Genomic DNA, 24425 nt, shown 5'->3' with positions numbered 1-24425 from the left:
CAATGGTTAATTTTACAGGTATGCTATCGCTAATTGTAATGTTTGTTTTAAATTTTTTATACTCTTTTTTGTAATTTCTATTTTATAATTCCCTTTTTCTAGTATAGGGGATTTGAAATAACCTTCTGAATTTGTTTCAATAATTTGTTTTTCGTTTATGCTGATTTTAGTAAAGGATAAGAAAATGTTTTCTGTGGTTAAAGTGCCTTCTATGTAAGTTTGAGAAAGGCTTGTTATGGAGTGGAAAAGTAATATTAGTAAATGTTTAAACTTCATTTTAAGTTTGTTTTAAAATAATTTTTAGTCAAAACTAAAAATTTTATTATCTAAATACAAAACTTATAGTTATATTTGTGTAAAATAAGTACAAATGACTCATTCTGAAGAGAATTATCTTAAAGTTATCTATCATTTAAATAGTGCTTCACATAAGGGAGTTAATACGAATGCGATCGCTTTAATGATGGAAACAAAAGCATCATCTGTAACTGATATGCTGAAAAAATTAGCTGAAAAAGAATTAGTAGATTATCAAAAATATCAAGGGGTTACTTTAACAGATAAAGGATTATATACCGCTAAGATGATTATTAGAAAACATCGTCTTTGGGAAGTTTTCTTAGTAAATAAATTAGGTTTTGCTTGGGACGAAGTTCATGAGTTAGCAGAAGAATTAGAACATATAAAATCCGAAAAATTAACAGATAAGTTAGATGAATTTTTAGATTTTCCTGCTTTTGATCCTCATGGGGATCCTATACCTGATGAAAAGGGAGAAATCAAGTGGATTCATAAACTACTTCTTAGTGAAGCGGAGTTGAAAACAGAATATCTTTTTGTAGGGGTTAAAAATTCGTCTGCTGAATTTTTGCAATATTTAGATAAACAAAACATATCATTAGGTTCTACTATTAGTATTATAAATAAAGAAGAATTTGATGCTTCTCTTTATATTAAAATAAATGATCAAAACTTGATGATTTCTAATAAAATAGCAGAAAATTTATTCATCAAACAAAAATAATCATGAGTAAATCATTAGAAGAAGTACATGAGAGTGTCTCAACACAAAATAAAGCGTCGTGGTTTAAACGCACTTTAGCCTTTTTAGGACCAGCTTACTTAATCAGTGTTGGATATATGGATCCGGGTAACTGGGCTACTGATTTAGCTGGAGGTAGTCAGTTTGGCTACAGTTTATTATGGGTTTTGTTAATGAGTAATTTAATGGCTTTATTATTACAAAGTCTTAGTGCAAGATTGGGTATTGTAACACAGCGCGATTTAGCACAGGCATCCCGTGAAACCTATTCACCCCTTGTTAACTTATTTTTATACATATTAGCAGAAATTGCTATAGCAGCTTGTGATTTAGCGGAAGTATTAGGAATGGCAATTGGTATCAATTTATTATTTGGACTTCCTTTGTTACAAGGTGTCATGATTACTGTTTTAGATACTTTTTTGTTGCTTTTTTTAATCAATAAAGGAATTCGTAAAATGGAAGCCTTTGTAATTACATTAGTTGCTATTATTGGAGCTTGTTTTGTTTTTGAAATGATGTTTGCACAACCTGAAATTGCAAAAGTGGCTAGCGGAATCATTCCCTCTATTCCTAATCAAACAGCTTTGTATATAGCAATTGGAATAATAGGGGCTACTGTTATGCCTCATAATTTATATCTTCATTCTTCTTTAGTACAAACACGTAAATTTGAACGAAGTAAAAAGGTATAAAACAAGCTATTAAGTATAATATTATAGACTCAACTATTGCATTAAATTTAGCTTTTTTTGTTAATGCTGCTATCCTGATTTTAGCTGCTGCTACATTTTATAAAAATGGACTTTATGAAGTAGCTGAAATACAAGATGCACATCAATTATTAGCTCCTATGTTAGGAACTAAATGGGCTGCTTCACTATTTGCTATCGCTTTAATAGCAGCAGGGCAGAGTTCAACCATTACAGGTACATTAGCTGGACAAATTGTAATGGAAGGTTATTTAAATTTACGTATTCAGCCTTGGGTACGACGTATTTTAACCCGATTAATAGCCATTGTGCCTGCTATAATTGTTATTAGTCTATTAGGTGAAAACATCACAGGTAAAATGCTTATTTTTAGTCAGGTTATTTTAAGTATGCAGTTAGGATTTGCTATTATCCCTTTAATTCATTTTGTAAGCGATCCAAATAAAATGAATGGTTTTGAAATAAATAAACTGACCCAAATTATAGCATGGATTATTGCATTAATTATTGTAGGGTTAAATGTAAAATTAGTTTATGGTGAAATACAAAGCTTGCTTGATATTTATGATAATGCTATTATTTTATGGTTAACGATTGTACCTATTAGTTTAGGATTTGGTCTATTACTTCTATATATTATAGTAAAACCTTTGTTTAAACCTGTATTTAATGAACATAAACATACTCCACATAAGGATAATATAATTGAATTTAATCCTAATAGTACTATTTCTAGGAAAAACATTGCTATTGCATTAGATTTTTCAAACGCAGATGAATTAGCATTAAATCACGCTATTGAATTAGGAGGAAAGGATGCAAATTATACCTTAATACACATTGTAGAGACAGTAGGAGCTATATTGTATGGAAAACATATTAAAGATCAGGAGACAAAAATTGATAAAAATTATTGAACATGTACCGTGATAATCTAATGCAATTAGGATATAAAGTAGAATCTCAGTTAGGGTTTGGAAAACCCACAAAAGCAATTGCAAACATTATTAATACGAATGAATTTGATATTTTAGTAATGGGAACACATGGGCATACAGGATATAAAGATATACTTTTTGGCACAACTGTTGATAAGTTAAGACATGCAATATCCATCCCACTGTACATTGTTAAAAACGAATAAGCAGACATATGAAAAAAACTTTAAATTTTTTGCTCTTCACAATAATCTTGGTTAGTTGTGGTAGCAATCGCTCTATTTCTCAAATAAATCAAAAAAGAGACCAATCAAAAGGGAATGAAATTGTTTTACAAAAAGTACTTAATGATTCAAGATGTCCACAAGGAGTGCAATGTATTTGGGAAGGTGAAGTGACGATACAGGTAGCTTATTTTGAAAAAGGACAGATGAAAGAAGAAAAGCAGTTTACTTTAAGACAAAATGATCAAGAAGAAGTGTTACAATGGTTTCGTTCACATTTACCCAAGTCTCAAAAAGTTTTACAAACAGTAAGTATTCTGCCTACTAAAGTAGAAGGAAAAAAATTAACTCACTGGAGTATGTTATCGTACTAGGTTATTAGTGGCATTTACAGTGATCATCACAAGAATTCTTTGGTTTTTTCTTACCAAAGAATTTTTTATATAGATAAAGTATAGCTAAAATAAGTAAGGAAAATGCTATTATTTCTTGTGTCATAATTTTAGATTTTAAAAAATAATACTACGGATAATATTGTATAATTAAAGCTAATAATCCTATAAATAAAGAGGAGAATAATATAAAGTATCATACAATGCAAATTTACTTTCAATATATTTTTTTAAAAAAACATATTGAAAATCATCTATAGAACATATGATAAAGATACAACTAATAGCGAATAAACTATATTTATTTAACTTTAGTTTGATATAAAATTGTTGAAAAAATATTAGTTGTTTTGTCTACAAAGTTATTTTTTAGTGAGGTTTTTTTCTCTGCAAAATTATAAGTAATTAGAGCTGAAAATATATTGTTGAGTAGTCTGTTTGAGAGCGTTTTTTTGAATACTCAACGTGAAAAATATTTTTTAAGCAGATATTTTTTCAATGATTGCTCTTTTTATAAGATGAAAAGGATCTTGAATTAGAGTTACTAATTTTGTTTTCATATTCTTTCTCAACTTGATTACAAGATGAATTCCGTTTTCAAAAAGTGATTGAAAAAGATCTTTAGATAAATATCCTTTATCTCTAAATAGTTTTCCGTGAAGTTTATTAATAAAACCTTTCATTTTTAGAGGATTTGCATTGTGTACATTTGCTGGAGTAAGCATAAAGTTTATAATTTCCCCACAATCGTTCGTTATAATATGGAGCTTGAAACCCAAGAACCAACTAACAGAGCATTCTTCTTTTATCAGATACTCTCAAAGGTGTAGAATCAATAAAAACTAATTCCTGTACAGTCTGCAAACTTTTTGTTTTTAAGTAAATCATCAGTAGAATAAAAAAAGTTGTAATTTTAGTTAGCGAAAGCATAAGTAAAAGTTTAGTTTTTATTTGATAGTCAGGTTTTTAAATATATTGTCTTTTGCTTTTTTTATACAACTATTTTATCATATTTATGTCGAACTTACGTAAAATATCAAATAATGGAGTTGAAAAATAAAAGTTAATTACATCACATTGGTTATTAATTAAAGGAGGAATAGTGTGCTGAATATGACATAATTTACTTCTTTTATTTTGGGAAAAGTCCGTGATTTTCTCTTTCATCAAAATTACAGAATTTTTGAATAGTCTTTCTTTTTTATTTGATGCTATACATTAGAAGGTAAACTTTTATTGTTCAAATAAACTAGGTATCGTTTGTGATGTAAGAGTTTTATAATAACCTATATATAAATTTTATTATTTATTTCAAAACTTGATAGGCGATGAAAGCTACTAAGTAGGCAAAACCCGACATAAAAAATAATTGTATTACCGGCCATTTCCAACCATTTGTTTCCTTTTTTGTAATTGCCAAGGTGCTTATACATTGCATAGCAAAAGCATAAAATAGGAGTAATGAAACGCCTGTTGCAGTATTAAATAATTTTTGACCTGTATTAGGGTTTATTTCTTCTGCTAAGCGGTTCTTAACGGTTGCTTCTTGATCTTCGGAATCTTCTATACTATAAATAGTAGCTAGGGTTCCTACAAATACTTCTCGCGCCGCAAATGAAGAAACAATAGCAATTCCTATTTTCCAATCATAACCTAAAGGTTTAATGATAGGTTCTATCCCTTTACCAATTTTTCCTATATATGAATTTTCAAGTTTATAGGAAGCAATTTCGCCTTCTAGGTCTTTTGTAGTTTTAGAATGTTCTGCTACAATCTTATCAGCATTCTTAAAGTTTTCTCCAGGTCCATATGAAGCTAAAAACCATAGAATAATAGATAATGCTAAAATAATTTTACCTGCTCCTAGAACAAAAGATTTTGTTTTTTCAATGACATTAATTGCTACATTTTTAAACATAGGCAATTTATAATTAGGCATTTCAATTACAAAATAAGAATTAGAACGGATATCTAAAGACTTATGTAAAATCCAAGCTGAAATTAATGCCATAAAAAAGCCAACTAAATACATGGCCATTAATGCAAATCCTTGCATATTAAAAATATATAAAATACGCTGATTAGGAACAATTATAGAAATAATAATAGCGTAAACGGGTAAACGAGCTGAACAGGTTGTGAATGGTGTTACTAGTATTGAAATTAATCGTTCTTTCCAGTTTTCAATATTTCGAGTAGCCATAATAGCAGGAATAGCACATGCAGTACCCGATATAAGGGGTACTACACTTTTTCCAGAAAGTCCAAATCTACGCATTAATTTATCCATAATAAAAACTACACGACTCATATAACCACTTTCTTCTAAAATGGAGATAAACATGAATAGAAAGGCTATTTGGGGAATAAAAATGATGATACCGCCTATTCCTGGAATAATACCTTGCGTAATTAAATCTGTTAAAACACCAGCAGGCATTTTAGAAGCTACCCAACTAGCTAAAGAAGTAAAACTATTATCAATAAAATCCATTGGAATGCTTGCCCAATCAAAAATAGATTGAAAAATAAGCATTAAAATAAAAAAGAAAATAAGGTAGCCCCAAACTTTGTGCATTAATACTCGATCTAAACGACTTCGTAAGTCTTTAGCTTGATTAATATCAATCTTTTGTCCTGTTTTAAGAGTTTGATTAATAAATTGATAGCGTTTAATAGTTTCTTTATGTTGAAGACGTTTTAATTGATCTTTAGATTTAGTGAAAGAAGGATCTGGTAATTCTTTACGATCTAAATTTACAAAATTTACATCTTGTGTTATTACTAACCATAATTTGTACAATAACTGGTTTGGGAAAGCTTTTCGTAAATCATTAAAATATTCTAGATCAATTTCTGAAGCATTTAAACAAGGTTCAGTAGGTAAGTTTTTATAATTTACAATTAAATCTTTTAGAGTATCTATTCCTTCTCCTTTGCGAGAACTTACTAAAGCAATTTTTGTTTTTAGTGTTTTTTCTAAATAGGGTATATCCAAAGAAATTCCTTTATAAGACATCCTATCAGCCATGTTAATAACTAAAATAGTAGGGATTTCTAAATCTTTAATTTGGGTGAAAAGTAAAAGATTTCTTTTTAAGTTTTCAACATCTGTTACAACTATTGCTACATCTGGATAATCTTTATCATTTTTGTTTAAAAGTAGTTCGATTACTACATTTTCATCTAGTGAACTTGCATTTAAACTATAAGTTCCAGGTAAATCAAGGATAGTAGCTTTTAGATTAGAAGCCAGTTTACATATTCCTACTTTTTTTTCGACTGTAATTCCTGGATAATTCCCAACTTGTTGATTTAATCCTGTTAATTGATTAAAAACGGAAGTTTTTCCTACATTAGGATTACCAATTAGAGCAATGTTAATATTACCAACTTTCATTAATCAATATCAAAAAGGGTTACTTGAATAGCATCTGCTGTTTCTTTTCGGATAGCTAAATGTGAGTCATTAACTAGTAAATACAAGGGGTCTCCTAAAGGGGCTACCTGTAATAATTGTACCTCATTACCTGGAAGACATCCCATTTCTAATAATTTTAATGGAACGCTATCAATATCAAAATCCTCAATTTTGGCTTTTTGACCTTGAGTTAGCTGGGATAGGTTGACTTTCACTTGTTTTATTTAGATTGAATTAAGATTGTAAAAGTAGGAAAATATATTGATCAATATACTACAAATATGATTTACTTCTAGTCATCTTTATTTAAAATAAAATTTTAAAAGTTATTTTATGAAAGATCACCATTATTTCATCGTCGTATCCCTTTATATTAAAAAAACCAACTTGCAACAAGAATTGCTGCTAATACGCATATAAAATCAACTAATAGCATTGTTCCTAATGTATAGCGTGTATTTTTGATATTAACAGAGCCAAAATATACTGCAATTACATAGAAAGTAGTTTCGGCACTGCATTGAAAAATACAAACTAAGCGTCCTGTAAAAGAATCAACTCCAGATGTTCTCATAGCATCTATCATAAATCCACGAGAACCACCTGAACTAAATGGACGTAACAGAGCAACAGGAAGACCCTCTGTAATTTCTTTTTGTACACCTATTTGTCCAAATAAGAAGCTAATGGTGTCACTTACAATTTCAAATAATCCACTATTTCTAAAGAAAGAAATAGCTACTAACATTCCCATAACATAAGGGAAAATTTTTACTCCTGTATTGAGTCCATTACGAGCGCCTTCAACAAAAGTGTCAAAAATAGTTGTATTAACTATAGTGAATTTCTTTTCATTGATAAAAGAAAAGATAAGAGTAAAGCCTATAATAGCAATCAGCATGATTCCTGATAAGTTGCCTGTAAAAGCATTTTTGCCAATCAAATCAAGTGTGTTAATGTAAAATAATAATCCAATAATAGCTCCTATCACACTCATTAATGCTGCTAATAAACCAGCACTTTTAAAATTTATACGTTGACGAATACCTACTATTAATAGAGCTGCTATTGTGCCAATAAAAGAGGTAATAATACAAGGTAGCATGACATCCGCTGGATTAGCCGCATTTTCAGCCGCTCTATATCCAATAATTGAAGTTGGTATAAGGGTAAGACCTGCTGCGTGTAGGCACATAAACATAATTTGTGCATCACTAGCTTTGTCTTTATCAGGATTTAAAGTTTGTAAACTCTCCATGGCCTTAAGTCCAAATGGAGTTGCAGCTGAATCTAATCCCAAAAAATTAGCTGCAAAATTTAGTGTCATATAAGATATAGATTCATGATTCTTAGGAATTGAAGGGAATACTTGTGCAAAAAGTGGACTTAATTTTTTAGCTAATTTTTCTGAAGCTCCTGAAATGATTAGTAACTCCATTAATCCACAGAAGAAAGCTAAATAAGCAATTAAAGGAAGTATTAAATCTATTAAACTGTTTTTGCAAGTAGGAAGTAATCCATCTGCTTTTGAATTCCACTATATAGTTTGACTGTTTTGTTTTTATAAACATAGGTAGTGTCAGCATTTAATGTGTCTTTATTAATGACCATTGTCATTTCAGGAGCTTTTTGAATACTATCAGCTACAAATTTTGGTATTTGATTTAAATATTTCTCAGAAATTAGTATAGGGTCATCTTTTTTTCCATTTAAAATATAATCAGTGCTATAGCTTCCTCCATTGAAGAGATTTACAACAATAAAAAAAATAGACGAAATAAAAATTACCAACCAAAATCTGCTTAAAACCATAATTCTTTATTTTAAATAACTAAAATAACTTTATAAAGGGTGTAAAAGTAGTAAATCAAAAAATATTTTCTGGATAAACTATAATTTTTCCGATATAGATAGGAGCATCAAAAGTAGTTTTTAATGCTGCTTTTGAGTTTAAAATATTTCGATAGCCAAAACCTACTCCTACTCCTAACCATTTCAATACTTTATAATTAGCTTGTCCAGAAATTTCATTTACATATAAAGGTATATTGGTATCTCGAACGATATCCTCATTTACTTCTCTAACAAAGCTAGGTTTTCCAAAACCTATTTGTTCTGTAACAAAACATTGCCATTTATGATTTTTATAAAAAATCCAATCAAGAAAAAGGCTTCCATACCAAAAGCTTACTTTATTATCATTAATTGTATGTGTTTTTTTATTGATATAAGTAATTTCTACAGGGGATAAGATAAAGGATGTTCCTAATCCAAATCGCAATTTATTCTTATATTGAAAACCTATTTTTGCGCCCAAAATAGAAATTTGAGTGCCTCTTAAACTGGAAAAACGATTATCCATTTGAAACGCAAATCGGTATTTTTTTCAACGCTAGAAGTTGTTTCTTGAGCATTTAAACCATAATGACTCAGTAGTAAACAGTATATGATAAAAAGGGCAAGCTTAAAACGCATATGGGAAAATTATGAGATTATACAATAAAAATTTCATCATCTATTAGTAAATCTTCTCCTCTTAATCGGAGAATAATTTGAGCAACTGCTATTACATCTTTTTCACAATAGTTTATAATTCTGTCGATGTCTTTTTCTACATAATATACTCTTGCAACATCACTACCATCTATATCTCCTTTGGGAGAAGGAATTCCTAAAACAGTTGTTAGTAATTTTAGGGATGTATAATGTTTGTAATCTCCAAATTTCCATAATTCTAATGTGTCCAAATGGGGTACTTCCCAAGGTTTTTTGCCAAAAAGATTTAATTTTTTGGGAATTGGAATATTATTAATAATCATTCTTCTAGCTATATAAGGAAAGTCAAATTCCTTAGCATTATGACCACATAGTAAATGTTGCGTATGGTTATAATGAGTATTTAATAAATTTGAAAAACCATTTAAAATTGTTATTTCATCACCCCAAAAACTAGTTACTCTAAATTGACGAATATCTTTTTTAAAAGTAAAATATCCAACAGAAATACATATAATTTTGCCAAATTCAGCCCAAATACCTGCTCGATTATAAAAATCTTCAGCTGTAAATTCATCTTTACGTTGATATTGCGTTTTGAGCCCATATAGTTCTTGACGTGTGGGATCTAAAGAAGAAAACGTTTCGTATTCGGGTACCGTTTCTATATCTAAAAATAAGATGTTTTCGAGCTGAAGTTTTTCTATCATATTACCGATTTTAACCGTCACTTACGAAAATAAAGAATTAGGATTAAAAACTAAAGAATTTTTAGAATTAAAATAAGATTTGCTGTTTAGAATTACTTTCGTGATCTAATAGCCATTTTTTACGCCATAAACCTCCAGCATATCCAGTAAGTGATCCATCAGTACCAATTACGCGATGGCAAGGGACAACAATCCAAAGCGGATTTTTACCATTAGCGGAAGCAACTGCGCGAATAGCTTTTACATCTCCAAGTTTTTTAGCTAAATCAAGGTATGAAATCGTTTTTCCAAATGGAATTTTAACTAGTTCTTGCCAGACTTTTTTTTGAAATTCTGTTCCTTTAGGGTTTAATTTAAAAGAAAAAAAATTTCTATTACCATCAAAATATTCTTTTAATTGGCTAACTGCTTCTTGAAGCTCTTCTGGAATTTCTTCTGATAAAATTCCTTCTGACAATACTGAAATTGTAGCAATACCATTTTCATCACCTTCTATTTTGGTAATACCTAGTGGTGAATGAATAAAGGCTGTTTTCATAAAAATTATTTAACCGCAAGATACACAAAGTTTTATCAAGATATACACTTTGTGAAAAACTTTAAGTATCTAACGGTTTAGCAGAAATTAAAAACTTAGTATATAAGCTTCTAATGCTTTTAGTTCTTCTTGAGGCATATTTTTTGTGATAGCAAAGTTAGCCTTCATAGTAGTATATTGACTCGGATCAACGATAGGTTCGCTTTTTTCTTGAAGAAAATCAACTATATTACCGTTTTTTTCTTTGTATAATTTAGCAATTTCTTTTAAAGAGGGGCCTACTGTTTTTATATCTGGTTTATGACATGTATAACAAACACCTTTGCCTTCAAAGATCTCTTTCCCTAAATCAGCAGGTTTTTGAATAGTTGTTTGGGCCATAGTGTCAGATTTGCCAAAAGTCTCCTGACTCTCTTTTTTACAAGAAAAGAAGAGTCCAATAAGTGATAATAATAAAAGCTTTTTCATATTTCGATAGAAATTATTTAAGGAAAAAGAGACTCTCCCAAAATAAAAAGTCAACGTGTCGTTTGTCACCCCAACTAAAGGAGGAGTCTCATAATAAACATTATGTGATTTGCTTTGTCTATTCAGACAGAACCTTAAGGTATTCCTTTGATCATAATGATAGATTAGAGAGATTTAGAACACTCTTTTCATTTAATTATTGTTTGTTTAATAAAATAGCGGCTTCTTTAGCAAAATATGTGGAAATTAGAGTAGCGCCAGCACGTTTGATACACATTAATTGCTCCATCATAATTTTATCATGATCCAACCAACCTTTTTCAGCGGCTGCTTTAATCATAGCATATTCTCCTGAAACATGAAATACAGAAACAGGAACATTGACTGCATTTTTAACTTCACGAACGATATCTAAGTAAGCAATTCCTGGTTTTACCATAACCATATCGGCTCCCTCTTCTACATCCCATAATGCTTCTTTTACTGCTTCTATACGATTTGCATAATCCATTTGATAGGTTTTTTTATCTTTAGGAACTACTACATTGGCTTCTTTTGGGGCACTATCTAATGCGTCACGGAAAGGACCATAAAAAGCAGAGGCATATTTAGCTGAATAACTCATAATGCCTACGTTATGATAGCCTGATTTGTCCAGACCTTCACGTAAGCGTAGTATACGTCCATCCATCATATCACTTGGTGCAACAAAATCTGCACCTGCTTCTGCATGTGAAATAGCCATTTTTACGAGTGCTTCATTAGTGGAATCGTTTGCTACATCCCCTTTTTCTATAATTCCGTCATGACCATAGATCGAATAAGGGTCTAATGCTACATCTGGCATTACAATCATATCAGGACATGCTTTTTTGATAGCACGAATGGCGTTTTGCATTAATCCATTAGGATTCCATGCTTCTTTACCTGTATTGTCTTTTAAATCATCATTTACTTTTACATAAATATTAACCGCTCTAATTCCTAACGCGTGTAATTCTTTTACCTCTTCTACGGTTAAATCTAATGTACGACGATAAATACCTGGCATAGAAGGAACTTCTATTTTAGTGTTTTCTCCTTCCATTATAAACATGGGAAACATGAAATCAGCAGGACTTAAGCTGGTTTCTCTGATAATACTTCGTATAGCTTCGTTTACTCTTAATCTTCTACCTCTGTGTATAGGGAACATATATTTTATTTTTTTAATTATATACCAAATTGGTTTTCTATCTTTTCAAATACTTTTTTTACTTTTTTTACTTCGTTGAAACGATAACCTATGAAAAATACAGAATTAAAATTAGAATTCATTATGTCAGCTATCACTTTACTGTCATATTGGTAATTCTTGTAATTAATTCGGATTCCTGAAAAGAAATTCTCATGGTTATAGCCTAGTGAAAAATTTAAGTCTAAATTGTAATTCCATTTAATTTTATTGTCAAATGAAATTGATTCTTGATTATTTGTGTAATAATTTTTGGAATCGTGAATTCCAATTCCAGGATGTAGTCCACCAGTAGCAAACCATGTTTTATTAATTACATAGTTATACATATAACCTAATTGGAAAATAAAATCTACTGATTTTATTCTTTCTAAATATTGATCAGTAGAGTTAGGGTTGTTTGTATATAAATTATTTATAAAATAGGTGAGTGAAGGCATAAAACTTCCTGCGCTTTTTATTTGTCTTTCTGTTTGAGATTCGTAAGCTCTGTATGAGAAATTATTATTCGTTATGTAAAAAGTTTTTCCTCCAATAGTATTTATTTCTAAATCATCAAATACTTCAATTGGATTTTGATTATCTGGGTTTCTTAAAGAAAATCCTTTAACTCTTTTGTAGGTAACTTCTTGTCTTAGCCGGTCAGAATAAAAGAATTTAAAACTTAAATCTAATGTTTTAGTGTTAGCTCTTTTATTATTTAACTCCGGTATAAAATCAGGTGAAAAAGAATAACTAATTCCTAAAAATTTATAATCAAAGGAAAAACGGAGTTTTAGTTTTTCATCAGGTGAAAAAATACTTTTTTTGTTGTCTGTATAGTTTAATTTAGGAATATAAAAATTGTCTACGTCAGAATTAATATCAACTTTAAAAATCATTTTGTCAAAATAATTAAGACGATAGTCTAAATTATACTTGTGAGATAAAGCATGCTTAATTTCTCCTTCTTTTTCTTGAGCAAGGGAAATAGGATAATATAGTAGTATTAAAACGTTTAACAAATTTCGCATATTACTCTAGCCAATCTATTGGTTTTGATAAGGTTTTTATCAATTTTTCTTCCTCGCTATTTACTTCTGGATGGTGATCATATACCCATTGTACATGAGGAGGTAAACTCATTAGGATACTTTCAATTCTACCATTAGTTTTTAAGCCGAATAAAGTGCCTTTATCGTGTACTAAATTAAATTCTACATAACGACCTCTACGAATTTCTTGCCAAGTACGGTTTGCTTGACTATAAGTTAAGTCTTTTCTTTTTTGAACAATTGGTAAATAAGCATTTAAAAAGCTGTTTCCAACTTCTGTAACGAAGTCGTACCAGTTTTCCATAGACATGGATTCAGTTGCTTTTAAGTAGTCAAAAAATAGTCCGCCTATACCTCGAGCTTCATTTCTATGTGTATTCCAGAAATAGTCATCACATTTTTTTTTATAATTAGGATAAAATTCTGGATTATGTTTGTCACAAGCTGTTTTGCATATTGTATGAAAATGAATAGCGTCTTCTTCAAATAGATAATAAGGTGTTAAATCTTGTCCTCCACCAAACCATTGATTGATGATGTTTCCGTTATCATCGTACATTTCAAAATAGCGCCAATTTGCATGAACAGTTGGAACCATTGGGTTTTTGGGATGTATTACTAAGCTTAATCCACAGGCAAAAAAATCAGCCTCTCCAACATTAAACATTTTTTGCATGGTATCAGGTAATTTTCCATAAACAGCGGAAATATTTACTCCTCCTTTTTCAAAAACATTTCCGTTTTCAATTACACGAGTACGACCACCACCGCCTTCAGGTCTATCCCATAAATCTTGATGGAATTTTGCTTTTCCATCTATATCTTCTAATCCTTTACAAATTTGGTCTTGAAGATTCTGTATGTATGTATAAAATCTATTTTTCATTAACTTTTAGTATTATCAGATATTTGATTTATGTATGCAAAATATTATTAAAGTTACTTGGTTTTTATTATTTTTTACCAAGTTTATAGCAAATCATAACACCTCCTCTATAAGGTAACCATTCACCGCTTTTATTAAAATTATCAGCTGTTTCGTATCGTTCGCCTGTTTCTAAATAATATCCTTTATAAAATCCTTGTTGTGAACCACCACCTACAAAAAGATCTATTGAAAAAGAATTATTGATAGGTACCTTAAAACCTATTGTTGCTCCTAATAGTAAACTATAACCTTCTTGATATTTTCCTGAATTTATATAGTTCCATTTTTGCATTTTATAACTTGATCCTCCAATATGTCCTCCTATGTAGAATCCTTTTTCAAGGGTGTTAAACTGATATCTTACTTCTGGAATGAAGATTATAAATTTTTGAGGAGCATTATTAACAGATTCCCATAAAGAAGTCATAACATCTGCTTGAAAAGTTAATTTTTGCCCTATTTTAGTTTCTATTCCTACTTGTGGTATTCCCACAATTGTGCTTATGTTTCCTTTAATTGTGGTTTGTGAATAAATATTTATGGCAAAAAAGTATATAAAATATTTTATATACTTTTTGAATTTTGTATCTATTTTGTTAGATAGTACTTGCATATTGTGCTGTTTTGTTTTGTGAATTTTTTTATAATTTTATTTCACAGTTATATTCTAATGGATTTAGAACTGTTTTATATATAATCTTATTAATAAAAAAATATTATTATATTATGAATAATACTAAAAATAGTTTTTCCTGTTTAGGAAGCTTAATCATTCTTGTTTTATATCTTTTATTTTAGAGCTCTAAAATAATGAGTCTTGTTATGAACGAGGATTGATTTTAATACTATATCCTATAGGGATTAACGCTATATTAGTTGTATTCTTATGTCTTTAGATTATTTTTGATATTCTTTTACCGCTTCTATAAATGCTTTTGCATGATCAACAGGAATATTAGGTAAAATACCATGACCTAAGTTTACAATGTATTTGTCTTTTCCAAATTCATCAATCATCTCGTGTACCATTTTTTTGATAGTAGGTATTGGAGATAATAATCGAGATGGATCAAAATTTCCTTGTAATGTAATGTTTCCTCCTGTTAAATAACGGGCATTTTTAGGTGAACAAGTCCAGTCTACACCTAGAGCGGATGCTTTTGATTTAGACATTTCGTTTAATGCAAACCAGCAACCTTTTCCAAAAACAATTACCTCTGTTATAGGAGCCAGTGCTTCTACAATTTGGTTAATGTATTTCCATGAGAATTCTTGATAATCTATAGGTGATAGCATACCTCCCCAAGAATCAAAAACTTGAATGGCATTACAACCATTAGCTACTTTTTCTTTTAGGTATAAAATGGTGGTATCTGTAATTTTTTGTAATAATGCATGGGCAGCTTCAGGTTGAGAAAAGCAAAATCCTTTGGCAGTATCATAACTTTTAGATCCTTTTCCTTCCACAGCATAACAAAAGATTGTCCAAGGAGATCCAGCAAAACCAATTAATGGAACTTCGTTATTTAGCATTTCTTTAGTTAGTTTGATAGCATCCATTACATAACCTAAAGATTCTTTGATTTCAGGTATATATACTTGATTTACTTGTTCTATCGAACGGATTGGATTAGGTATAATCGGACCAATATTATCTTTTAATTCTACATCAATTCCCATTGCTCTTGGGACTACTAGAATGTCAGAAAATAGAATCGCAGCATCAGGTTTTACTATGCGAATAGGTTGAACTGTTATTTCAGCTGCTAATTCAGGTGTTTCACAACGTGTGAAAAAATCATATTTATCTCGTAGTGCTCTGAATTCAGGTAAGTATCTTCCTGCTTGACGCATCATCCATACAGGTGGACGTTCTACGCTTTCTCCTTTTAATGCTCTTAGAAATAGGTCGTTTTTAATCATAAAATTTTATTTTGTGCTTAAGCTATAGGCTCTAAGCTTTTTTGTTTTTTTGTATATAGCCTAATATTTATGGCTAAAATAATTAATACACGTTGTAATTACATTTTCAATAGAGGGTTCATTAGCAATTATGATATTTTTAGTGAATCCTTCTAATGCTTTTGCTGTGGTTTTGCCAATACAGAAGCATGCTTCATTCGTAATTTTATTTTCTTTTAAATAACTTTCGACTCCTGATGGACTATAAAATAATATGCCATCTACTTTAGTTTTTACTTTTAGTGGTGTTAAAACTGTTTCGTATACCTCAATTTCTTTCAATATTATTTTAGCTTCTTTTAATTTTTTTGGTAAAGCATCTTGTCTCAAATTTCCACTAAAAAAAGTATAACTATGGTTTGGGTATTTTGAAGAGATTATTTCCGCTAATTCAGTAGCATAATTTGCGGTAGCTTCAACATTAAAACCTTGGTTTTGTAATAAAACTTTAGTTTTGTTTCCAACGCAAAAAATTCTCTTGTTTTTTATTTTTTCTACATTATTAAATTCTAAAATAGCTTTTACTGCATTTTGACTAGTGAAAAGTAGTATTTCTTCTAGTGTTTCAAAGGTAGCATGTTTCGGTCTGATTGAAATAAAATCAGCGTCAATGACTGATAATTTAGTATTTAATAAAAATTGCTTTTGACTAATAAGCAGTTTTTTTGTAGATACTATTCTGATGCTCTTGGTCACAAACTATTTCTTAAGTTTTTCTTTTATTTCTTTCATTAACTTATTACCACCATTTTCTAAAATTTCTTTAGCGCAATTCAAGCCTAATTTCTTCCATTCGGAAACATTAAAAGAACGTTCAATAGCTATTTTTTGCTGACCATCAATCGAAAATAAGGCTCCTTTAAAATCAATTTGGTCTGTCGTTTCATTATAATTTGCTAAAGCGCCAATAGGAGCAGTACAACCTCCTTCTAAAGTACGTAGGAACTGACGTTCGATATAAGTGCAAATTTCAGTTTCTATATGATTTAGTTCCGATAAGGCTTCTAAAGAAAATGTGTCTTCTCCCATAGCTACCACCATCATAGCTCCTTGTGCGGGTGCTGGAATCATCCAGTCTAAAGAAATTGTCGTTTCTGGTTTTAAATTTAAACGCTCTAGACCTGCTGATGCAAAAATAGCTCCAGCCCAATTATTGTCTTTTAATTTTTGAAGGCGTGTATTTACGTTTCCTCTTAAGTCAACTGTTTTGTTTTGTGGATATTTGTGTAGCCATTGTGCTTGACGGCGCAAACTTCCTGTAGCAATTGTAGTATGATTGTTTAAAAAATCGGTATTTCCTTTGTGAACTAAAATGTCAGCAGTATTAGCTCTTTCTAAAACAGCAGCTTGTACTATTCCTTGTGGTAAAGCAGTAGGAACATCTTTCATAGAATGTACAGCTATATCTACTTGACCAGATATCATTGCAATATCTAGTGTTTTAGTAAAAATTCCTGTAATTCCTAATTCATACAAGGGTTTATCTAAGATAATATCTCCTTGCGATTTTACTGCTACAATTTCTGTTTGATAGCCTAAATCATTTAATTGTTTTTCTACCGTGTGTGCTTGCCATAAGGCTAGTTCGCTATCACGAGTTCCGATTTTTATTTTCTTTTCCTTCATTCTTAATTTAATCATTAAGGAACTAATTTATTACTAGTAATTTTAGTTAATTCCTTTCTGATATTTTATATTCTAAGTAATTATTTTCACGATTACTTACTAATAAATTAACTCTTAGCTATTAAAACAAGTATATTATCTGTGTTTTGTTTAATGGCTTGTCATTACTTTATTTTAATTTTGTATTGTAAAATGTTCTAATTCAGTCTTTTTAGTTTCTGTAGAGAACCTAACAAAAATATGAGATAAATTTAGTAATTACCTTAATTTATTATAAAAAATAATGTTTTAAATCATTCTATCCGTTCAGTTGAAAAACTTTCTGAATCCAATCTACACTTTCATCAACTGAGGTGTTTTCATCTTTCAGGTGATTTGCAAAATGATTAGTTATTTTTTGAATAATTCGATTACTTATGATTTCTGCTTGTTCTTCATCAAAATTAGACATTTTTTTGCGTTGATACGCCATTTCTAATTCTTTTATTGATTGTAGTTTAGCTTTTAGGGCATGTATGGTTGGTGCATATTTACGACCTTTTGTCCAAGTGATGAATTCATCCTGAATTTCTTCAATTATAGCTTCTGCTTGTGGAATGAATTTTTTGCGATTCTCTAATGTTTCATCTGTAATTTGAGACAAATGATCCATGTGAATTAGTGTTACTCCTTCAATATCCTGAACGTTTTCGTTAACATTTTTAGGTATTGATAGATCTAGAATTAATAAGGGTTTTTTAAGATTTAAGATTGTCTTGTCAACTGTTGGATTTTGTGCTCCTGTCGCCACTACTAGAACGTCTGCTTTTTGAATTTCTTCTTGTAAATCAGCATAATCTTTTACAATTAAATCTAGTTTTTTTGCTAATTTTTCTGCTTTATCTTTTGTGCGGTTAATTAAGGTAATATGATCATGTTTACTATGTTTTACTAAATTTTCGCAAGTGTTTCGACCAATTTTTCCTGTGCCAAAAAGCAAAATATTTTTATCAGATATGTCCGGAACTGTTTTGAAGATATACTGAACAGATGCAAAAGAAACAGAAGTAGCTCCTGAAGATATCTCAGTTTCATTTTTTACACGTTTACTTGCCTGAATCACTGAATTTACTAAGCGTTCCATATAGGCATTTGCTATTTCGTATTCTTTAGATAAGACGAAAGCGTTTTTGATTTGTGAAATGATTTCGAAATCTCCTAAAATCTGACTATCTAAACCTGTTCCTACTCTGAATAAATGATTTATAGCTTCTTTGTTTTTATAGACATAAGCTACCTTTTGAAAGTCTTCAACGGTACCTTGGCTATTTTCGCAAAGTAATTTAATTAATTGGAATGGGTGTTGTGCAAACCCGTATATTTCAGTTCGGTTACAAGTAGAAGTAACGATTAAACTTTCCAAACCATCTTCTTTAGCCTGTTGGATTAATTTAGTTTTAGCCTGTTCATCTAAACTAAATTTTCCTCGCATTTCAGCATCTGCTTTTAGATAACTCAAACCAATTGCGTAAAAAGTGGCAGATTTTGAGGGAATATTCTGTGTCATTAAAATCCTAATCAAATTTTCTACAAACAAAAGTATTTAGTTTTGTTTTTCCAAAATAACGCTATAAGTACTTTTTGTATCGCTATAAGTTATTTTGATAGTCGATTTGAATTTTTAGCGATATTTGTCTTACTTTTGTTCTAGATAAGCTGTTTTTAAGGTTGTTGTATAGAATAATTCTAAATAATATATTCGTTTTGAAAAAGGAGCTGTATAAAAAAATGTCGCTATGGGTGCTACTGAAGAAATAAAAATGAATGATGAATTCGTTTTGTTAAGATTTCAGAATGATGCTGAAGAAGTTATGAAATATGAACGCCCAGTAAAGACAGGGTTAATTCAGTTTCATTTTGGTTTAAAAGGAAAAGGTAAATTTATTTTTAACAATGGTAGTTATACGATAGGATTAGAAGGAGAAAAATCTCTTTTATTCTATAACCCTGAAAAAGAACTTCCGTTGCATCTAGAAATAGAGCCTAAAACTTGGATTATCTCTATATTAATTTCAATTAAAAAATTTCATGGTTTGTTTACTACTGATGCAGATCATATCCCTTTTTTAAGTTTAGAAAATAGAGATAGAAAATATTATGGTGAAGAGAATATTACACCTTCTATGGCAATAGTTTTGAATCAGATGTTTCACTATAATTTAAACCCCACTATTAAAAATTTGTATTACAAAGGAAAAGGATATGAGCTCCTAAGTTTGTTTTTTAATAAAAATGAAGATCCTGATATTGAACAATGCCCTTTTTTAGTAGATGAAGAAAATGTGAAAAAACTGAAAAAAGCAAAAGAAATTATTATAGCTAATATGTCTGAACCACCAAGTTTAGAAGAATTAGCAGACCAAGTTGGTTTAAATTTAAAAAAATTAAAAACAGGATTTAAACAAATTTATGGAGAAACAGTTTATGGATTTCTATTTGATTATAAGATGGAATATGCTAGGAATTTATTAGATAGTGGATCTTATAACGTAAACGAAGTAGGTTTAAAAATAGGTTATAGTACAGCCAGTCATTTTATTGCAGCATTTAAGAAAAAGTTTGGTACCACACCTAAAAAGTATTTATTAGAAAAAGTAAATTAAAAATAGACCGTATAAATTGAAGTGTATAGCATAACTATACTTTTAAAACATTAAGTTTCAAAAAAATAAAAATGAGGGGAGTATTATTAGTAAATTTAGGTTCGCCTGACAGTACAGAAGTAAAAGATGTAAAAAAATATTTAGATCAATTTTTAATGGATGAGCGGGTAATTGACCTGCCTTATCTATTAAGAGCTTTTTTAGTAAAAGGAATTATATTAAATACACGACCAAAAAAATCTGCAGCAGCATATAAAAAATTTGGTGGGAAGAAGGATCTCCTCTAATTGTTCTAACGAAGCGTTTGCAAAAAAAAGTACAAGAACTTGTAAATATTCCAGTAGAGATTGCTATGCGTTACGGTAATCCTAGTATAGAATTAGGATTACAACAATTGCATGATAGAGGGGTAACAGAAGTATTACTTTTACCTTTGTACCCACAATTTGCTATGGCAACTACGGAGACAATTTTAGTTTTAGCAGAAGAGATTCGTAAGGATAAGTTTCCAACAATGACCTTTAAAACAGTACCTGCTTTTTATAAAAGAGAAAAATATATAGCTAATTTAGCTACTTCTATTAAAGAAGCTTTAGCTAATTTTAAAGCAGACCATATCTTGTTTTCTTATCATGGAGTGCCAGAGCGTCATATAAAAAAATCAGATATTACAAAATCACATTGTGCAATTGATGGTAAATGTTGTATAACTCCTTCTCCGGCACATGAGTTTTGTTATCGCCATCAGTGTTATGAAACAACGAGACAAGCTGCGGAAATATTGCAGTTAAAAGAAGGAAGTTATAGTACTTCTTTTCAATCTCGTTTAGGACGTGATCCTTGGTTACAACCTTATACAGATGCTACAATTGATGATTTAGCTGAAAAAGGAATTAAAAATTTAGCAGTTGTAACACCTGCTTTCGTTTCCGATTGTTTAGAAACATTAGAAGAAATAGGAATGGAAGCAGCTCATAGTTTTAAGGAACATGGAGGAGAAAATTTCTTAGCAGTAGCTTGTTTAAATGATCGCGATGATTGGGCGCAGACTGTAGCAAGTTGGATTCAAGAGTGGAATTGAAAAATGTGTGTTTTAATAAAAATACTTGATCTTGTATTTTGAGAGATATTTTATGATTTAGAGAATGAAGAGACTTAAATTTTGAGTGCTAATTTAGACCTGAAAATAATTAAAAACTTTGCAGAATGGAATTATATAACTATATAAAATCATTACATCTCATATTTGTAATTACTTGGTTTGCAGGATTGTTTTATGTTGTACGACTTTTCGTATATCATGCCGAAGCAAAAGAAAAAACAGAACCAGAACAAAGTATTCTAATTAAACAATATCAGTTGATGGAATACCGCTTGTGGTATATTATAACTTGGCCAAGTGCTATATTAGCAAGTATTTTTGCTTTTTGGATGTTACTGTTTACTGATGCTGGAAATGTATGGCTTACACAAGCATGGATGCATGTTAAATTAACTTTTGTTTTTCTTTTGTATTTGTACCATTTGAAATGTCATCAGATCTTTAGTCAATTACAAAAAAATGAAGTTAAAAGAAGTTCTACTTTTTTTAGACTATGGAATGAAGGAGCTACTATTATTTTATTCGCAGTTGTTTTTTTAGTAATTTTAAAAAATGCAATTAATTGGATATTTGGCGTAATAGGTATCATCCTTTTTTCTATACTTTTAATGTTAGGTTATAAGTTTTATAAAAATATACGAGAGAAAAAATAATGATAAATGTTTTCCTTAGGGGTAAAAATCTTTCTTTACGAGCAAGAATTTTTCTTGCTCTAATATTCATAACATTAATATCTTCTGTACTGATTGCATTAGTCTCAATACTCCATTTTCAGTATGAAAGCCAAGAATATCATAAAGAACGCTTATTACGTAAAGAAGAACAAATTAAGCAGCATATAGAGTATGTTTTAGAAACAACTCCCCATCCTTTAATAACAGCTAATTTAGCATCAATTTTTAAAGATAAGATATTTGAAATAGCAGATATTCACAATCTAGAAATTGATATCTATGACTTACAAGGACGCATGCTCATTAATTCAAGAGCACCTTTAATAGAAGGACAAATAACGATTAATATTTCAGATAATTTATTAGATAAAATTAAACATGCTGACAAAAATAGATTTATAGGAGAAGGAGAGGCTAGAGGAGATGTTTATAATTTTTCTTATAGTTATCTAATGGATCATATTGAAAAAAAACCAATTGGTATCATACGACTTCCGTATAAACAGGATGATAGTTATTATAAACAAGAAATAGAAAACTTTTTAGCCATATTTGGAAGCGTATATTTAGGAATGTTTTCATTAGCCATTTGGTTAGCTTTTTATTTGTCAAGGTATATTACTAAGTCCCTCGAAACGATTTCTCGTAGGCTTACAGAAACTAGTCTTACTGAAAAAAATAAAAAAATAGATCTAGTTACTCATAGCTCAGAAATAGATAAGCTTATTCAATCATATAATAAAATGATTGATGAACTTGAGGAAAGTGCTAATAAATTAGCGCAAAGTGAAAGAGAAGGAGCTTGGAGAGAAATGGCTAAACAAGTTGCTCATGAAATAAAAAACCCCTTGACCCCTATGCGATTAACCGTTCAAAGTTTTGAAATGCGCTTTAACGCTCAAGATCCTAATATTAAACAAAAAGTAGTTGATTTTTCTAAAACACTTATCCAACAAATAGATACAATGAGTGCTGTTGCCAATGCTTTTTCAAATTTTGCATCTATGCCTGCGCAGCAAAATGAAACACTAAATGTTGTTGATGTCGTAAGAATGGCACTAGATATTTTTAACGAAGATTATATAGAATATTATTCTAGTACAAAAGAAATTATTACTAAAATTGATAGAACTCAACTGATACGTATTATTACTAATCTAGTTAAAAATGCTATTCAATCTATACCAGAGGAACAAAAAGACAAGAAAATTTTAGTATCTGTAAAAAAGAACAAAATGATACAATTATTAGTGTATGTGATAATGGAAAAGGAATTGCTCCAGAAGATTTTGAGCGGATATTTGAACCAAAATTTACCACCAAAACAAGTGGTATGGGATTAGGATTAGCCATTATAAAAAATATAATTGAAAATTATCAAGGAAAGATTACTTTTGAATCTAAATTAAATAAAGGAACTACTTTTAAAGTATTACTGCCTATTATAAACCAATAACAACATGGAATTAAAAAATATTTTAGTTGAGCACGAAAAATTTACAGCTACAGTTACAATCAATCGACCAGAAAAGTTAAACGCATTAAATTCTGAGACTATTAAAGAATTACACTACTGGTTAAAAGAATTAGAGGGAAATCAAAATATAAGAACAATTATACTAACAGGGAGTGGTCAGAAAGCTTTTGTAGCAGGTGCAGATATATCTGAATTTGCTCATTTTTCAGAACAAGAAGGAGCTGAATTAGCTAGAAAAGGACAAGAATTATTATTTAATTTTATTGAAAATATGAAAACTCCTGTAATTGCTGCCGTAAACGGATTTGCATTAGGAGGAGGTTTAGAATTAGCAATGTCTTGCCATTTTCGCATTGCTTCTGATAATGCTAAAATGGGATTGCCAGAAACTTCATTAGGTGTTATTCCAGGATATGGAGGTACACAACGTTTAGCTCAATTAGTTGGTAAAGGACGTGCTATGGAAATGATTATGACAGCAGGTATGATAGAAGCTAAAACAGCAAAAGAATTTGGTTTAGTAAATCATGTAGTTTCTCAAGAAGAGTTATTTCCTACTTATATGGCAATAGCAGATAAAATACAACGTAATTCTCCAGTTGCAATAGGTAAAGCTATTGAAGCAGTAAATGCAAATTATAAAGATGGTGTAAATGGTTATGAAGTAGAAATTAAAAAATTTGGAGAATGTTTTGTTACTACTGATTTTAAAGAAGGAACAACCGCTTTTTTAGAAAAACGCAAACCTATTTTTGAAGGCAAATAATATTATACAATATTTTAGTTTTTCAGAAGAAGTGATTA

At 29.9% G+C, this 24425-nt stretch carries 20 protein-coding genes and 5 pseudogenes; 8 read left to right on the top strand and 17 right to left on the bottom strand.

Translation table 11 applies throughout. The features are described from left to right. Positions 1-12 precede the first annotated feature (12 nt). The gene (locus JJC03_RS04220) at positions 13-276 is read right to left on the bottom strand and encodes a hypothetical protein (RefSeq protein WP_235874049.1); all 264 of its coding nucleotides are present in this window, start codon (positions 274-276) and stop codon (positions 13-15) included. Positions 277-370: 94 nt separating this feature from the next. Between JJC03_RS04220 and JJC03_RS04215 the strand changes: the two genes are divergently transcribed. From JJC03_RS04215 to JJC03_RS04205, 3 genes and pseudogenes are all read left to right on the top strand, one after another. Next, positions 371-1024: a metal-dependent transcriptional regulator gene (locus tag JJC03_RS04215; RefSeq protein WP_088397400.1), complete on the top strand. Its 654-nt coding sequence runs from the start codon at positions 371-373 to the stop codon at positions 1022-1024. Positions 1025-1026: 2 nt separating this feature from the next. Further along, a pseudogene (locus JJC03_RS04210) lies at positions 1027-2899 on the top strand (Nramp family divalent metal transporter). A gap of 29 nt (positions 2900-2928) precedes the next feature. Then, positions 2929-3291, top strand: a complete 363-nt coding sequence (locus JJC03_RS04205) for a hypothetical protein (RefSeq protein ID WP_235874048.1) — start codon at positions 2929-2931, stop codon at positions 3289-3291. Between the two features lie 348 nt (positions 3292-3639). Here JJC03_RS04205 and JJC03_RS19385 read toward each other — a convergent pair. The 16 genes and pseudogenes from JJC03_RS19385 to hemA all read right to left on the bottom strand — a co-directional run. Beyond that, positions 3640-4218 (bottom strand): annotated as a pseudogene (locus JJC03_RS19385) (transposase); the annotation flags it as partial. Positions 4219-4615: 397 nt separating this feature from the next. Further along, positions 4616-6709, bottom strand: coding sequence for a ferrous iron transport protein B (gene feoB / locus JJC03_RS04195; protein WP_088397395.1), 2094 nt, complete (start codon positions 6707-6709; stop codon positions 4616-4618). Then, positions 6709-6945 (bottom strand): FeoA family protein, encoded by a 237-nt coding sequence (locus JJC03_RS04190; protein WP_088397394.1) that lies wholly within the window; start codon positions 6943-6945, stop codon positions 6709-6711. Before JJC03_RS04190 ends, feoB begins: the two co-directional genes overlap by 1 nt. A gap of 158 nt (positions 6946-7103) precedes the next feature. Continuing rightward, a pseudogene (locus JJC03_RS04185) lies at positions 7104-8542 on the bottom strand (spore maturation protein). A 55-nt stretch (positions 8543-8597) separates the two neighbouring features. Next, positions 8598-9092: a hypothetical protein gene (locus tag JJC03_RS04180; protein WP_235874047.1), complete on the bottom strand. Its 495-nt coding sequence runs from the start codon at positions 9090-9092 to the stop codon at positions 8598-8600. Positions 9093-9222: 130 nt separating this feature from the next. Beyond that, a complete protein-coding gene (locus JJC03_RS04175) occupies positions 9223-9936 on the bottom strand; it encodes a 3'-5' exonuclease (protein WP_088397391.1) in 714 nt (237 codons plus the stop codon). A gap of 67 nt (positions 9937-10003) precedes the next feature. Further along, on the bottom strand, positions 10004-10474 hold the full coding sequence (locus JJC03_RS04170) for a methylated-DNA--[protein]-cysteine S-methyltransferase (RefSeq protein ID WP_235874046.1): 471 nt from the start codon (positions 10472-10474) through the stop codon (positions 10004-10006). 87 nt (positions 10475-10561) lie between these two features. Then, entirely contained in the window at positions 10562-10942 is a 381-nt protein-coding gene (locus JJC03_RS04165; protein ID WP_088397389.1) for a c-type cytochrome, read from the bottom strand. Positions 10943-11138: 196 nt separating this feature from the next. Continuing rightward, the gene (gene hemB, locus JJC03_RS04160) at positions 11139-12137 is read right to left on the bottom strand and encodes a porphobilinogen synthase (protein WP_235874045.1); all 999 of its coding nucleotides are present in this window, start codon (positions 12135-12137) and stop codon (positions 11139-11141) included. A gap of 17 nt (positions 12138-12154) precedes the next feature. Beyond that, positions 12155-13189, bottom strand: a complete 1035-nt coding sequence (locus tag JJC03_RS04155; RefSeq protein ID WP_088397387.1) for a DUF4421 family protein — start codon at positions 13187-13189, stop codon at positions 12155-12157. A gap of 1 nt (position 13190) precedes the next feature. Continuing rightward, on the bottom strand, positions 13191-14096 hold the full coding sequence (hemF, locus tag JJC03_RS04150) for an oxygen-dependent coproporphyrinogen oxidase (RefSeq protein WP_088444205.1): 906 nt from the start codon (positions 14094-14096) through the stop codon (positions 13191-13193). A 67-nt stretch (positions 14097-14163) separates the two neighbouring features. Then, the gene (locus JJC03_RS04145) at positions 14164-14751 is read right to left on the bottom strand and encodes a DUF3575 domain-containing protein (protein WP_235874044.1); all 588 of its coding nucleotides are present in this window, start codon (positions 14749-14751) and stop codon (positions 14164-14166) included. Positions 14752-15035: 284 nt separating this feature from the next. Next, positions 15036-16061, bottom strand: coding sequence for a uroporphyrinogen decarboxylase (gene hemE / locus JJC03_RS04140; RefSeq protein ID WP_088397384.1), 1026 nt, complete (start codon positions 16059-16061; stop codon positions 15036-15038). 60 nt (positions 16062-16121) lie between these two features. Beyond that, positions 16122-16796 carry a uroporphyrinogen-III synthase gene (locus JJC03_RS04135; protein ID WP_088397383.1) on the bottom strand — a complete coding sequence of 225 codons (675 nt, stop codon included), beginning with the start codon at positions 16794-16796 and terminating at the stop codon, positions 16122-16124. 3 nt (positions 16797-16799) lie between these two features. Then, the gene (hemC, locus tag JJC03_RS04130; RefSeq protein WP_088397382.1) at positions 16800-17726 is read right to left on the bottom strand and encodes a hydroxymethylbilane synthase; all 927 of its coding nucleotides are present in this window, start codon (positions 17724-17726) and stop codon (positions 16800-16802) included. 298 nt (positions 17727-18024) lie between these two features. After that, on the bottom strand, positions 18025-19272 hold the full coding sequence (gene hemA, locus JJC03_RS04125; protein ID WP_088397381.1) for a glutamyl-tRNA reductase: 1248 nt from the start codon (positions 19270-19272) through the stop codon (positions 18025-18027). A 229-nt stretch (positions 19273-19501) separates the two neighbouring features. Here hemA and JJC03_RS04120 point away from each other — a divergent pair, with 229 nt between their 5' ends. The 5 genes and pseudogenes from JJC03_RS04120 (at position 19502) to JJC03_RS04100 (ending at position 24387) form a co-directional block, all read left to right on the top strand. Continuing rightward, on the top strand, positions 19502-20368 hold the full coding sequence (locus JJC03_RS04120; protein ID WP_088397380.1) for an AraC family transcriptional regulator: 867 nt from the start codon (positions 19502-19504) through the stop codon (positions 20366-20368). A 71-nt stretch (positions 20369-20439) separates the two neighbouring features. Then, positions 20440-21449 (top strand): annotated as a pseudogene (gene hemH, locus JJC03_RS04115) (ferrochelatase). A 125-nt stretch (positions 21450-21574) separates the two neighbouring features. Beyond that, positions 21575-22123, top strand: a complete 549-nt coding sequence (locus JJC03_RS04110) for a CopD family protein (protein WP_088444204.1) — start codon at positions 21575-21577, stop codon at positions 22121-22123. Beyond that, a pseudogene (locus JJC03_RS04105) lies at positions 22123-23600 on the top strand (sensor histidine kinase). Before JJC03_RS04110 ends, JJC03_RS04105 begins: the two are co-directional and overlap by 1 nt. A 4-nt stretch (positions 23601-23604) precedes the next feature. Next, positions 23605-24387 carry an enoyl-CoA hydratase/isomerase family protein gene (locus JJC03_RS04100; RefSeq protein ID WP_088397377.1) on the top strand — a complete coding sequence of 261 codons (783 nt, stop codon included), beginning with the start codon at positions 23605-23607 and terminating at the stop codon, positions 24385-24387. Positions 24388-24425 lie beyond the last annotated feature (38 nt).

The sequence above is a fragment of the Flavobacterium oreochromis genome (genome assembly GCF_019565455.1).
GTDB classification, from domain to species: Bacteria; Bacteroidota; Bacteroidia; order Flavobacteriales; family Flavobacteriaceae; genus Flavobacterium; species Flavobacterium oreochromis.
The sequence above is the reverse complement of the archived record's forward strand: the minus strand, read 5'-3'. Positions and strand labels throughout refer to the sequence as shown.